The organism is Nocardioides sp. (assembly GCF_036274455.1).
Lineage (GTDB): Bacteria > Actinomycetota > Actinomycetes > Propionibacteriales > Nocardioidaceae > Nocardioides.
Genome location: NZ_DASUFR010000078.1, coordinates 1 through 12220 on the forward strand (window position 1 = coordinate 1; position 12220 = coordinate 12220).

Annotated in this window: 13 protein-coding genes; 10 read left to right on the forward strand and 3 right to left on the reverse strand. The window is 71.8% G+C overall.

Going from position 1 to position 12220, the window contains the following annotated elements; genetic code table 11:
• The first annotated feature begins 61 nt into the window (after positions 1–61).
• Positions 62–472, forward strand: coding sequence for a hypothetical protein (locus VFV89_RS07690; protein ID WP_329705334.1), 411 nt, complete (start codon positions 62–64; stop codon positions 470–472).
• Between the two features lie 54 nt (positions 473–526).
• Positions 527–1879 (forward strand): C1 family peptidase, encoded by a 1353-nt coding sequence (locus VFV89_RS07695; RefSeq protein WP_329705335.1) that lies wholly within the window; start codon positions 527–529, stop codon positions 1877–1879.
• A gap of 23 nt (positions 1880–1902) precedes the next feature.
• On the opposite strand, the gene VFV89_RS07700 is transcribed toward VFV89_RS07695, so the two are convergent.
• Together VFV89_RS07700 and VFV89_RS07705 are read right to left on the reverse strand one after the other, a co-directional pair.
• On the reverse strand, positions 1903–2802 hold the full coding sequence (locus tag VFV89_RS07700; protein ID WP_329705336.1) for a homocysteine S-methyltransferase family protein: 900 nt from the start codon (positions 2800–2802) through the stop codon (positions 1903–1905).
• Between the two features lie 70 nt (positions 2803–2872).
• Positions 2873–4111: an MFS transporter gene (locus tag VFV89_RS07705; protein ID WP_329705337.1), complete on the reverse strand. Its 1239-nt coding sequence runs from the start codon at positions 4109–4111 to the stop codon at positions 2873–2875.
• A gap of 113 nt (positions 4112–4224) precedes the next feature.
• Between VFV89_RS07705 and VFV89_RS07710 the strand changes: the two genes are divergently transcribed.
• From VFV89_RS07710 to VFV89_RS07745, 8 genes are all read left to right on the forward strand, one after another.
• A complete protein-coding gene (locus VFV89_RS07710; protein ID WP_329705338.1) occupies positions 4225–5364 on the forward strand; it encodes an aromatic ring-hydroxylating dioxygenase subunit alpha in 1140 nt (379 codons plus the stop codon).
• On the forward strand, positions 5361–6029 hold the full coding sequence (locus VFV89_RS07715) for a TetR/AcrR family transcriptional regulator (RefSeq protein ID WP_329705339.1): 669 nt from the start codon (positions 5361–5363) through the stop codon (positions 6027–6029). Before VFV89_RS07710 ends, VFV89_RS07715 begins: the two co-directional genes overlap by 4 nt.
• The gene (locus VFV89_RS07720; RefSeq protein ID WP_329705340.1) at positions 6014–7180 is read left to right on the forward strand and encodes an acyl-CoA dehydrogenase family protein; all 1167 of its coding nucleotides are present in this window, start codon (positions 6014–6016) and stop codon (positions 7178–7180) included. The genes VFV89_RS07715 and VFV89_RS07720 overlap by 16 nt, the downstream gene beginning before the upstream one ends.
• A 1-nt stretch (position 7181) precedes the next feature.
• A complete protein-coding gene (locus VFV89_RS07725) occupies positions 7182–7967 on the forward strand; it encodes an enoyl-CoA hydratase-related protein (RefSeq protein WP_329705341.1) in 786 nt (261 codons plus the stop codon).
• A 30-nt stretch (positions 7968–7997) separates the two neighbouring features.
• Positions 7998–8882: a 3-keto-5-aminohexanoate cleavage protein gene (locus VFV89_RS07730; RefSeq protein WP_329705342.1), complete on the forward strand. Its 885-nt coding sequence runs from the start codon at positions 7998–8000 to the stop codon at positions 8880–8882.
• Entirely contained in the window at positions 8879–9832 is a 954-nt protein-coding gene (locus VFV89_RS07735; protein WP_329705343.1) for a 3-hydroxyacyl-CoA dehydrogenase NAD-binding domain-containing protein, read from the forward strand. Before VFV89_RS07730 ends, VFV89_RS07735 begins: the two co-directional genes overlap by 4 nt.
• A complete protein-coding gene (locus VFV89_RS07740; protein WP_329705344.1) occupies positions 9829–10293 on the forward strand; it encodes a thioesterase family protein in 465 nt (154 codons plus the stop codon). The genes VFV89_RS07735 and VFV89_RS07740 overlap by 4 nt, the downstream gene beginning before the upstream one ends.
• A 97-nt stretch (positions 10294–10390) precedes the next feature.
• Complete coding sequence (locus VFV89_RS07745) at positions 10391–11596, forward strand: 4-hydroxybenzoate 3-monooxygenase (RefSeq protein ID WP_329705345.1); 1206 nt, start codon at positions 10391–10393, stop codon at positions 11594–11596.
• Between the two features lie 5 nt (positions 11597–11601).
• Here VFV89_RS07745 and VFV89_RS07750 read toward each other — a convergent pair whose 3' ends face one another.
• The gene (locus tag VFV89_RS07750; protein ID WP_329705346.1) at positions 11602–11850 is read right to left on the reverse strand and encodes a hypothetical protein; all 249 of its coding nucleotides are present in this window, start codon (positions 11848–11850) and stop codon (positions 11602–11604) included.
• Positions 11851–12220 lie beyond the last annotated feature (370 nt).

The following is a 12220-nucleotide window of genomic DNA, read 5'->3' on the forward strand; positions in this document are numbered from 1 at the left end:
CGACCTCGCCCGAGGTCGCCGGCCGGTCCGCCGTCCACCGCCTCACCTCCAGGAGACCCGCATGTCCGTCACCACGATCACCACACCGCCGGTCGCGCCCGGCCCCACCCCGCTCCGCGTCGCCCTGATGCGCGGGGGCTACCTGTTCATGGGCCTCGGGCTGATGCTGGTCAAGTGGCCGCTGCTGCCCGAGGCCCACTCGCTCCCGCTCTACGAGGGCGTGACGCTGTGCCTGCTCACGGCCATGTCGCTGCTCGCGTTCCTCGGGCTGCGACACCCACTGCGGCTGCTCCCGCTGCTGGTCCTCGAGTCGGCCTGGAAGCTGCTGTGGCTCGCCGTGGTGGCGCTCCCCCGCGCCGTGGCCGGCGACATCGAGGGGCGGATGGCCGACGTCCTGGTCAACTGCTCGCTCGTCGTCGTCATCATCGCGGTCACACCGTGGCGCCACGTCTGGCGCACCTACGTGCGCTGACCCGGGCCTCGGTTGCACCCCCGAGATGCTCGCTGCTTGCTACCGTCTCGCGACATGGAGACGCCGGGCGAGCTCACCGCCGACCAGGTCCAGCGGTTCGGCAAGGAGTTCGCCGCCGAGCCGCAGCAGCGGCTGCTGCAGAACGCGCTGACCCGCAACGAGGTCGACGAGATCGCCCTGGACCGGTCGCTCGTGGTGTCGGCGGAGCGGTCGATGTCCCACCAGCTCGACGACTGGGCGGCCACCAACCAGAAGCAGAGCGGCCGGTGCTGGCTCTTCGCCGGGCTCAACCTGCTGCGGGTGGGCGCCGCGCGCAAGATGGAGGTCTCCGACTTCGAGTTCAGCCAGAACCACCTGCTGTTCTGGGACAAGCTGGAGAAGGCCAACTTCTGGCTCGAGAGCGTGATCGCGACGTCGGAGCGCGACGTCGACGACCGCACCGTCGCCTTCCTGATGGCCGAGCCGATCGACGACGGCGGCCAGTGGAACATGTTCGTCGCGCTGGTGCGCAAGTACGGCCTGGTCCCCAAGACGGCGATGCCCGAGACGGTCGCGTCGTCCTCGACGCGCCAGCTGAACCGCGGCCTGCGGGCCGTGCTCCGGCAGGCGGGCCGGGACCTCCGCCGCAGCGCCGCGGCCGGGGCGTCCACCGACGACCTCCGCGACCAGAAGGACGCCACGCTCCAGACCGTGCACCGGATGCTCTCGCTGCACCTCGGCAGCCCGCCGGAGACGGTCTCGTGGCAGTGGACCGACAAGGAGAAGGAGTTCCACCGCGACGAGACGGTCGCGCCCCAGGAGTTCGCCCGCCGCTACGTCGACCTCGACCTCGACTCCTACGTCTGCCTGGTCGACGACCCGCGACCGACGAGCCCCCGCAACCGCGTCTTCACCGTCGAGCACCTCGGCAACGTGGTGAGCGCGGAGCCCGTCACCTACCTCAACGTGGAGATGTCGCTGATCAAGCGGCTCGCCCGCGAGTCCATCGTCGCCGGCACGCCGGTGTGGTTCGGCTGTGACGTCGACAAGATGATGGAGAAGGAGGACGGCATCTGGGACGCGCAGCTCTACGACTACGACGCTCTCTACGGCACCCGCACCGACTTCGGGAAGGCCGACCGGCTGCTGCACGGTGCGTCCGCGATGACCCACGCGATGCTGCTGACCGGCGTCGACGTCGTCGGAGAGGGCGACGAGACCCACGCTCGGCGGTGGCGGGTCGAGAACAGCTGGGGCACCGAGAAGGCCGACAAGGGCTTCTGGACGATGAACGACAGCTGGTTCGCCGAGCACGTCTTCGAGATCGCCGTGCCCCGGTCGGCGCTGCCCGTCGAGCTCCTGCCGGTGCTCGACACCGAGCCGATCGTGCTGCCCGCCTGGGACCCGATGGGCGCCCTGGCCCGCTGAGCCCGACCGTCGCCGGCCTTGCCTCAGCTCGACGCGACGACGCCGCCGACCGCGGTGATGTGCTCGGGGGTCGACCCGCAGCAGCCCCCGATCAGGTCGATCCCGAGCGCGGCGAGCCGGCCGGAGTGGGCGGCGAGGTCACCGGGCGTGGCGTCGTACTCGAAGTGGTCGCCCACCACCTGCGGCAGCCCGGCGTTCGACTGCGCCACGAGGAGGACGTCCCCGGTCCGGGCCTCGGCCAGCTGGGCGGCGATGAGCTCCATCTCCTCGGGTCCGCGGCCGCAGTTGGCGCCCGCCGCGTCCACCCCGGCGGCGGCCAGGTGCGCCACCGCATCGGCCGGGCGGACGCCCATCATCGTGCGCAGGTTGGTGTCGAAGCTCATCGTCACGACCAGTGGCAGGTCGGGCGCCACCTGCCGGGCCGCAGCGACCGCCGCGTCGGCCTCGGCCAGGTCGCTCAGCGTCTCGACCAGGATCAGGTCGACCCCGCCCTCGACCAGGGCCGCGACCTGCTCGGCGAACAGCTCCTGTGCCTCCTCGGGCTGCAGCGTCCCGAGCGGCGCCAGCAGCTCGCCGGTCGGGCCGACGTCGCCGGCCACCAGCAGCACGTGCTCGTCGGCTACCGAGCGTGCGATCTGCGCGGCGGCCCGGTTGACCTCGGCGAGCCGGTCACCGAGGCCGTGCATGTCGAGCCGGGGCCGGGTGCCGCCGAAGGTGTTGGTGGTCAGGATCCGCGCCCCGGCCGCGGCGTACGCCTCGTGCGCCGCGCGTACGGAGTCGGGGTTCTCGAGGTTCCATAGCTCGCCGGGCGCGCCGTCCTCGAGACCACGGTCCTGGAGCAGCGTGCCCATGCCGCCGTCGAGCAGCACCGGCCGCCCCGGTCCGAGGAGCTGCGCGAGCCGGTTGCCTGCGAAGTCGGTCACGGTCGGAGCGTAGCCACGATTCGTCCGCGAACCACCGGCGCGGACGTCAGGCGAGACCGCAGCCGCATCGTCAGACCGGAGCTCGCACCAGGCGGAACGGCGAGAGCGCCAGCCCGCACGACACGACCGCGAAGACCGCCGCGGCCGCGACGAGTGTCGGGCGGATCCCCCAGGCGTCGGCCAGGATGCCCGCCACCGGCGCCACGACGACCATCACCGCCCGGTTGAGGGAGCGCAGCGTGGTGTTGGTCCGGGCCTGCAGCTCGTCGGGGGTGATCAGCTGGCGGTAGCTCATCTCGTGGGAGTTGCTCATGCCCAGCGAGAGCCCGTAGAGGCCCTGGCCCGCGGCCAGCACCGCGAACGCCACCCAGGAGTGCGACGCCGCACCCGCGGCGACCATCACCAGCACGCCCACCACGTCGACGGCATGGCAGGCGATGATCGTGCGGCCGGTGCCCAGCGCCAGGCCGACCCGCGTCGTGACCGCCGCACCTACCACCGCACCGATCCCGCCGATCGCCCCGACGAGGCCGAGCTGGAACGCCGAGAGGCCGAGCGTGAGGAGCGCGTACGGCGCCAGCACCACGGCGACGACCGCATTGCCGACGAACCACCCGTGCGTCGCGACCGCCAGGGTGGTCAGCCCGGAGCCCCGGTAGACCCAGCGCAGGCCGTCGCGGATCTCCGCCACGAGGTCCCGAGCCCGGGTCCCGGCCCTCGCAGGCGGCTCGGTCACGCGGATCCGGCTGAGCGTGACGGCTGAGTAGAGGTAGGTCGCGGCGTCCACGAGCACCGCCAGGGGTGCACCGAGGGTGCTCACCAGGAGGCCGCCGAGCGCCGGACCGGAGCTCATCGCCACGGCGTCGGCACCGTCGCCACGGGCGTGGGCGCGTTGCAGGTGCTCCCTGGGCACCAGCCTGGGCAGGAAGGACATCGCCGCCGCCCCGTTGACCACCGACGTGGCGCCGTAGGCCAGCACGATCACCAGCAGCACCGGGAACGACAGCCGGTGGACCCACCAGAGCACCGGGATCGTCGCGAGCAGTCCGGCCTGGATCACGTCGGTGGCGACCAGGACCGGCTGTCGGGGCCGCCGGTCGACCAGCGCGCCCACCACGATGCCGAGGACGAGGTAGGGCAGCCAGCGCGCCGAGCTCAGCCAGCCCACCTCGGTGGCCGAGCCGTGCAGGGTCAGCACCACCAGCGCCTGGAGCGCCAGCAGGGTGATGTACATGCCGAACGCCGAGACGGCGTTCGCCCGCCAGAAGAGCAGGAAGGAGCGCGACGGAAACTCCGCGCCACCGGCCATGACCGGCAGTGTTCCCACCCACCCCGCACCGACACTCGCAGGGCCGGTCCAGCGGTCGCTCTCGCGCAGATCGACCCGTGACAACTGCAACTGACTAACTATACAGTTAGCGAATGGTGACTGTGGTCCGGAACACACTCCCCGGCGAGGCCTACCACTCCGACGAGACCTGGGCCGTCGACCGGGAGCAGGTCTTCTACCGCAACTGGGTCTACGTCGGACGAGCCGAACGGGTCCCGCGGCCGGGTGACTGGCTGCGCGTCGAGATCGCGGACGAGAGCATCCTGGTCGTCCGCGGCAAGGACGAGCAGATCCGCGCGTTCTACAACGTCTGCCGGCACCGGGGCTCGCGCATCTGCGACGACGAGCAGGGCTCGGTCCGGACCCACCTGCGCTGCCCCTACCACGCGTGGGGCTACGCCCTCGACGGGACGCTGGTGACCACCCCGATGGTCGACAGGGAGGAGATCGACCGCCCCTCCACCTCCCTCTGGCCGGTCCACGTCGACGTCTGGGAGGGGTTCGTCTTCGTCAACCTCTCCCGCGAGCAGCCCCGGCCCCTCCTCGAGCACCTCGCCGACAACCAGGACGAGCCGCTCACGATGGCCCGCTTCGGCCTGGCCGACCTGCGCATCGCCCACGTCACGGTCAACGAGGTCCGGGCCAACTGGAAGATCGTCATCGAGAACTACAACGAGTGCCTCCACTGCCCGACCATCCACCCCGAGCTGGTGGCCGTCGTGCCGGCGTACAAGAAGGGCGACATCTTCGAGGCCGGTCGCTCGGACGGCGGGGTCTCGCTGGCCGACGGACGCACGGCGGTCGCGGAGGACGCGCGGCTGCGGCTGCCGCTGCTGCCCGGCTTCCGTGGTGCGAACGGCGAGAACGATCCGAACGTCTATTACGGCGCGTGCGTCTACCCGACGATGTTCCTCGACGTCGACGGGTCCAGCTGCCTGGCGACTGCGATCTTCCCGACGGGTCCCCGGAGCTGCCGGCTCGTGACGGAGTACCTCTTCAGCCCCGAGGCCCTGGCGGACCCGGACTTCGACCCCGCCCCGATCGTGGAGTTCAACGAGCGGGTGACCCGGCAGGACAACGAAGCCTGCGAGCGCGTCCAGCGCGGCGTCACCTCGCGGGCCTTCGACCACGGGGTGTTCCCGGCGCGGGACGCCTGGGTCCACGGCTTCGACCAGCGCTACCTGCGTGACGTCGACCCCGCATCCGTCGAGACCGTGCCGGAGCGTGCATGACCCAGCGCGAGCAGGCCTCGGCCGAGGCCCGCAGCAGGATCCTCGCGGCGGCCGCCGAGGTGATCGTCCGTGACGGCCTCGCGCAGGTGCGGATGGCGTCGATCGCCCGCGCCGCCGGGGTGTCGGCGGGGCTGCTGCACTACCACTTCGACACCAAGGAGCTCCTGTTCGGCGAGGTGCTGAGGTACTCCCACGCGAGGTCGGCGGAGCTCAACCACCGCGCCCTGGCCGACGCCGGCGACGACCCGGCCGTCCGCCTCTCGTCGTTCCTCGACCGCTGCATGCCCAGCGACGAGCAGCGCGCCCACGAGTGGCTGCTCTGGCAGGAGCTCGACCTGCTCTGCCTGCGCGACCCCGGGCTCGCCGAGGTCAGCGCCGACCTCTACGAGGACCTCTACGCCACCGTGACCGGCCTCGTCGTCGACGGCCTGGCCGCCGGCGTCTTCCACACCGCGCTCGAGCCGAGGCTGGTGGCCGAGACAGCGGTCGCCCTCACCGACGGCTTCGGTGCGCGGGTCCTGGCGCACGACCCCACGCTCGGCGTGGAGCAGGCGCGCACCGCCATCGCCACGACCGTGGGCGTGCTGGTCGGCCACGACGGCCCGCTCCCGGCGCCGGCCCCCTCGCCGAGGAAGGGGGGTCGGCCCGCATGGACTTCGGTCTGACCGACGAGCAGCGCAGCATCGTCGAGGTGACCCGTGCGTTCGTCGAGCGCGAGCTCTACCCGCACGAGGAGGAGGTCGAGCGCACCGGCATGCTCCGGCCCGAGCTCGCCGCCGACATCCGCAAGAAGGCGATCGACGCCGGTCTCTACGCCGCCAACATGCCCGAGGAGGTCGGCGGCGCCGGCCTCGACACCGTGACCCAGGTGCTGTTCGAGAAGGAGCTCGGCAAGGCCAGCTACGCCCTCCACTACACCTGCGTGGTCCGCCCCTCCAACATCCTGCTGGCCGGGACCGAGGCGCAGCGCGAGCGCTACCTCTACCCCTGCGTGCGTGGGGAGAAGATGGACTGCCTGGCGATGACCGAGCCGGGGGCGGGGTCCGACATGCGGGCGATGCGCACCAGGGCCACCCGCGAGACCGGCGACGGGCGCAGCGGCTGGCGGATCCGCGGGACCAAGCACTTCATCAGCCACGCCGACGAGGCCGACTTCGTGATCCTGGTGGCGGTGACCGGGACCGACGACGACGGGCGCCCGGCGATGTCGACGTTCCTGGTCGACCTCGACACTCCCGGCCTGACGGTGCACGCGGGCTACCGCAACGTCTCCCACCGCGGCTACACCAACTCGATCCTCGACTTCGACGACGTCCACGTCGACGACGACGCGCTCCTCGGCGAGGAGGGCAAGGGTTTCGAGCTGGCTGGCACCTGGCTCGGCTCCACGCGGCTGCAGGTCGCCGCGTCCTGCCTGGGCCGAGCCGAGCGCGCGCTCGACCTGTCGCTGACGCAGGCGGCGACCCGGGAGCAGTTCGGCCAGAAGATCGGCCGGTTCCAGGGGATCGGCTTCAAGCTCGCAGACATGGCGGTCGAGCTGCGCGCCGCCGAGTTGATGACCCTGCACGCCGCGTGGAAGTACGACCAGGGCACCGCCACCGACGCCGACATCGCCATGGCGAAGCTCAAGGCGACCGAGATGCTCGCGATGGTCTCCGACGAGGCGATCCAGATCCACGGTGGCATGGGGCTGATGGACGAGCTCCCCCTGGAGCGGATCTGGCGCGACGCGCGCATCGAGCGGATCTGGGACGGCACCTCGGAGATCCAGCGGCACATCATCGGCCGGTCGCTGCTGCGGCCGTTGGGAGGCTGACGTGAGCGACGTCGTACGGACCCGCACCGAGGAGGGCGTCCTCGAGGTCACCCTGGACCGGCCGCCGGCCAACGCCATCGACCTGGAGACCAGCCAGCTGATGGGCGAGGTCTTCGCGGGGTTCCGCGACGACCCCGAGCTCCGGGTCGCCATCGTGCGCACCGAGGGTGAGAAGTTCTTCAGCGCGGGGTGGGACCTGAAGGCGGCGGCCGAGGGCGCCGACGTCCAGGGGTCGTACGGCGTGGGCGGGTTCGGCGGCCTCCAGGAGCTGCCCGACCTCAACAAGCCGGTCATCGCAGCGGTCCACGGCATGGCGGTGGGCGGTGGCTTCGAGCTGGCGCTGTCGTGCGACCTCATCTACGCCTCCGAGGCGAGCCGGTTCGGCCTGCCCGAGATCAACGCCGGCACCCTCGCCGACGCCGCGTCCATCAAGCTGCCCAAGCGGATGCCCTACCACGTCGCGATGGAGCTGCTCCTCACCGGACGCTGGATGCCCGCCGAGGAGGCCGCCCGCTGGGGGGTGGTCAACGAGGTGCTGCCCGGTGAGGAGGCGGTGCGCGCCCGCGCCTGGGAGGTCGCCCGGCTGCTCGCCTCGGGCCCGCCGCTGGTCTTCGCGGCGATCAAGGAGACCGCTCGAGTGGCCGAGTCCCTGACGTTCCAGGAGGCCATGGACCTGGTCACCACCAGCACCCTCCCGACCGTGGCGAGGCTCTACTCCTCCGAGGACGGCCTCGAGGGGTTCAAGGCGTTCGCCGAGAAGCGCAAGCCGGTCTGGAAGGGCCGCTGAGTCCCCACCCGCACCACCGAAGGAGATCCCGTGAACCGCAACGTCATGATCACCTGCGCCCTGACCGGGGCCGGCGACACCGTCGGTCGCTCCGAGCACGTCCCGGTGACCCCCGAGCAGATCGCGGAGTCCGGCATCGCCGCGGCGCGGGCCGGGGCCACGATCGTCCACGTCCACGTGCGCGATCCCGAGACCGGGAAGGGGTCCCGCGACGTCGCGCTCTATCGCGAGGTCGTCGAGCGGATCCGGGCCTCCGACGTCGACGTCATCATCAACACCACCGCCGGGATGGGCGGCGACCTCGTGCTCGACCCGCACGACCCGACGACGTTCCTCGAGGGCACCGACCTCGTCGGCGGCGTCGACCGGCTCCCGCACGTCGAGGAGCTGCTCCCGGACATCTGCACGCTCGACTGCGGCAGCCTCAACTTCGGCGAGGGCAGCCTGGTCTACGTCAGCACGCCGGACATGCTGCGCGAGGGTGCCAAGAAGATCCAGGAGCTCGGGGTCCGCTGCGAGATGGAGATCTTCGACACCGGCCACCTGTGGTTCGCGACCCAGCTCGTCGAGGAGGGGCTGATCGACGCGCCCGCGATGTACCAGCTGTGCATGGGCATCCCGTACGGCGCTCCGGCCGACCCGCTGACCCTGGCCGCGATGGTCAACAAGCTGCCGGAGGGCGCGGTCTGGGCGTCGTTCGCGCTCGGGCCGATGCAGATGCCGTGGGTCGCGCAGTCGGTGCTGATGGGCGGCCACGTCCGGGTCGGGCTGGAGGACAACCTCTACCTGAGCAAGGGTGTGAAGGCGACCAACGCCCAGCTCGTCGAGCGCGCGAGGACCATCGTCGAGAGCATGGGTGCCCACGTGGCCACCCCGGACGAGGGCCGCGAGATCCTCGACCTCAAGCCGCGATGACCGGGGCGAGCAACCGGCCGGCACCAGAAGACGTCCGGACCGTCGCCTGCATCGGCGCCGGCGTGATCGGTGGCGGCTGGGCGGCGTACTTCCTGGCCCGCGGCTACCGCGTGGTCGCCTGGGACCCGGCGCCCGACGCCGAGCCCCGGCTCCGTCACCTCGTCGAGGCCGCCTGGCCGGCACTGACCGAGCTCGGCCTGGCGGGGGGCGCGAGCATCGACCACCTCACCGTCGTGCCGTCGCTGGCCGAGGCCTGCGGCGAGGCGGACTTCGTCCAGGAGAGCGCACCGGAGGACCTCGACCTGAAACGCAGCCTGCTCGCGGACATCGACGCCGCGACCGCTCAGGACATCGTCATCTCGTCGTCCACCTCGGGCTACGGCATGAGCGAGATGCAGGACAAGTGCGCGCACCCGGAGCGCACCGTGGTCGGGCACCCGTTCAACCCGCCGTACCTCATCCCGCTGGTCGAGGTCGTGGGCGGCACCGCCACCGACCCGAAGGCGGTGCAGTGGGCCGCGGACTTCTTCACCCTGGCCGGCAAGTCGGTGATCACGATGGACCGCGAGGTCCCCGGCTTCATCGCCAACCGGCTGCAGGAGGCGCTGTGGCGCGAGGCGCTGCACATGGTGAACGCCGGCGAGGCCACCGTCGAGCAGATCGACCGGTCCATCACCGACGGACCCGGCCTCCGGTGGGCGCTGCAGGGGCCGCTGCTCACCTTCCACCTCGCCGGCGGGCAGGGCGGGATGGCGCACATGCTCGACCACTTCGGGCCGTCCCTCCTGTCCCCCTGGACCCGGCTGGCGGCTCCCGAGCTCACCCCCGAGCTGCGCGACGCCGTCGTGGCCGGCTGCGACGACGAGGCCGGCGGCCGGACCATCGACGACCTCGTCGCCGAGCGGGATCGCGGCGTCATCGCGATCCTCCGGGCCCTGGGCCGCGCGTGACCGAGCCGGCCGCGCCCGTCTGGCCCGTGGTGTGGCGCGAGCCGGTCCAGGACGCCTGGATCGACTACAACGGGCACCTGTCGGAGCCCTACTACGTGCTGGTCTTCGGCCATGCCACCGACGCGGTCATGGAGGCCGTCGGGATCGACGCGCCCTACCGCGAGGCGAACGACGCGTCGCTCTACACCGTCGAGGCGCACGTTCGGTACCTCGACGAGGTCACCGCCGGAAGCGACCTCGAGGTGCGCTCGTCCGTCATCGGCACCACCGCCAAGCTGCTCTGGGTCTGGCACGAGCTCTGGGTCGACGGCCGGCTCCGGGCGACCGAGGAGGTCCTCGGCGTGCACGTCGCCGGCCGCCGTTCGGCGCCGTTCCCCGACGACGTCGCGGCCCGCGCCCGAGCCGCGTGCGTCGCGCCGCCGGAGGAGGCCGGCGGCCGGATCCGCCCGCTCTCGCAGTAGACCTCGGGCCGGCTTGGTCCAGGCGGTGGTGTCTCGCCGCACCCGCTCCCGCCATCGAGGTCGTCCACTCCTGCAGCGCTGCTGGTCTACTGCTGTCATGCACGAGGAGCGCACCCGCGTCGCGATCGTCGGGGCCGGGCCGGCCGGCATGCTCCTCGCGCACCTGCTGGACCGCGAGGGCGTGGAGTCCGTGGTGGTCGAGACGCGCTCGGAGGAGTACGTCGCCTCGCGGATCCGGGCCGGGATCCTCGAGCAGTCGACCGTCGACCTGCTGCGCGAGGTGGGGCTGGGTGACCGGCTCGTGCGCGAGGGTGAGGAGCACCGCGGCATCCACCTGCAGTGGACCGCCCCGGGACAACCGGCCGGGCACGGCGAGCGGCACCACCTCGACTTCGTCGAGCTCACCGGGCGCGCGGTCTGGGTCTACGGCCAGACCGAGGTCCAGAAGGACCTCGTCGTCGCGGCCCGCGCGCGCGGTCAGGCGGTGCACTACGAGGTCGACGACACCGCCCTGCACGACCTCGACACCGACTCGCCGTCGGTGACCTTCACCAAGGACGGTGAGCAGCACCGGCTCCGCGCGGACGTGGTGGCGGGGTGCGACGGGTCGTTCGGGCCCTCGCGCTCCGCCGTACCGGAGCCGCGGGCCTGGGAGCGCACCTACCCCTACTCCTGGCTCGGCATCCTCGCCGACGTCGCGCCGTCGACCGACGAGCTGATCTATGCCTGGCACCCCGAGGGCTTCGCGCTGCACTCGATGCGGTCGCACACGGTCTCGCGGTTCTACCTGCAGGTGCCCAACGACACCTCGCTCGACGACTGGCCCGACGACCGGATCTGGGAGGGGCTCGCGAGGCGCTTCGCGCTCGACGGCTGGACCCTGGAGACCGGCCCCATCACCGACCGGTCGGTGCTGCCGATGCGCTCGTTCGTCCAGGCCCCGATGCGCTCACCCGAAGGACAGGGCCGGCTGTTCCTCGCCGGCGACGCCGCGCACATCGTGCCGCCCACAGGCGCCAAGGGGCTCAACCTCGCCGTGGCCGACGTCGCGCTCCTCGCGCGAGCACTGGTGGCCTGGCTGCGCGAGGGCGACGTCTCACTGGCCGATGCGTACGCCGACACCGCCGTCCGCCGGGTCTGGCGCTGCACCCACTTCTCCTGGTGGATGACCACGATGCTGCACGCGACCGGCGACCCGTTCGACGAGCAGCTGCAGCTCTCCCAGCTGCGCTGGGTGACGTCGAGCGAGGCCGGCGCCACCGGGCTGGCCGAGAACTACGCCGGGCTGCCGATCGGGTTCTGAAGGGGTCACTGGTCCACATCGCCGGGCCGGGCGGCTCTCCGCCGTTCCAGCCGCCAGTGGATCTCGAAGGTCTCCGGGTGCCGCCACTCGCGCATGCGGTACTCGAAGCCCGGCAGCAGCACGATCGGGATCGGATCGGGCGAGGCCGGGGCGACGGCACCCACCACGATCTTCGCGTCGGTCGGGATGAACGGGGACTGCGCCGGGACCGGCGCGGTGAGGATCTCGACTGGTTCTCCATAGGGACGCGGCATGCGACCGGAGTGTAGTGATGGCGCCCTATGAGCGACCTATAGTCACGTTTTGGAGACGCTATAGAGAAGCGATAGATTCTCCATAGCGCAGACCACGGCCGGGTCAGTCCCGGTCGAGTCGGTCACCGACGTCTGTGATCCCCCGAGGCGTCACCGACCGAGCGCTCGCCGGCGGGCCGCACCCGGGTGTGTGGTCCGCCGGTCGTCGCACCCGATGCACAGAGCGGGCACGCCCGGGCGGCGGTGACCTGTCAACCTCCGCGCGCTCGGTGTGGTTGCTGACCCACCGCCGCCTCGGTGTGTCGGTGGGACCGGCCGCGGCGGCGGTGACCTTGAACGCCTGGACCGTTGCGACTGGTTGACAGGTCAC

Bases quoted from the DNA above. Each gene is read 5' to 3' on its own strand.
- VFV89_RS07690 (WP_329705334.1), top strand. From the start codon at position 62: ATGTCCGTCACCACGATCACCACACCGCCGGTCGCGCCCGGCCCCACC.
- VFV89_RS07695 (WP_329705335.1), top strand. From the start codon at position 527: ATGGAGACGCCGGGCGAGCTCACCGCCGACCAGGTCCAGCGGTTCGGC.
- VFV89_RS07705 (WP_329705337.1), bottom strand. From the start codon at position 4,111: ATGGCCGGTGGCGCGGAGTTTCCGTCGCGCTCCTTCCTGCTCTTCTGG.
- VFV89_RS07710 (WP_329705338.1), top strand. From the start codon at position 4,225: ATGGTGACTGTGGTCCGGAACACACTCCCCGGCGAGGCCTACCACTCC.
- VFV89_RS07715 (WP_329705339.1), top strand. From the start codon at position 5,361: ATGACCCAGCGCGAGCAGGCCTCGGCCGAGGCCCGCAGCAGGATCCTC.
- VFV89_RS07720 (WP_329705340.1), top strand. From the start codon at position 6,014: ATGGACTTCGGTCTGACCGACGAGCAGCGCAGCATCGTCGAGGTGACC.
- VFV89_RS07735 (WP_329705343.1), top strand. From the start codon at position 8,879: ATGACCGGGGCGAGCAACCGGCCGGCACCAGAAGACGTCCGGACCGTC.
- VFV89_RS07745 (WP_329705345.1), top strand. From the start codon at position 10,391: ATGCACGAGGAGCGCACCCGCGTCGCGATCGTCGGGGCCGGGCCGGCC.
- VFV89_RS07750 (WP_329705346.1), bottom strand. From the start codon at position 11,850: ATGCCGCGTCCCTATGGAGAACCAGTCGAGATCCTCACCGCGCCGGTC.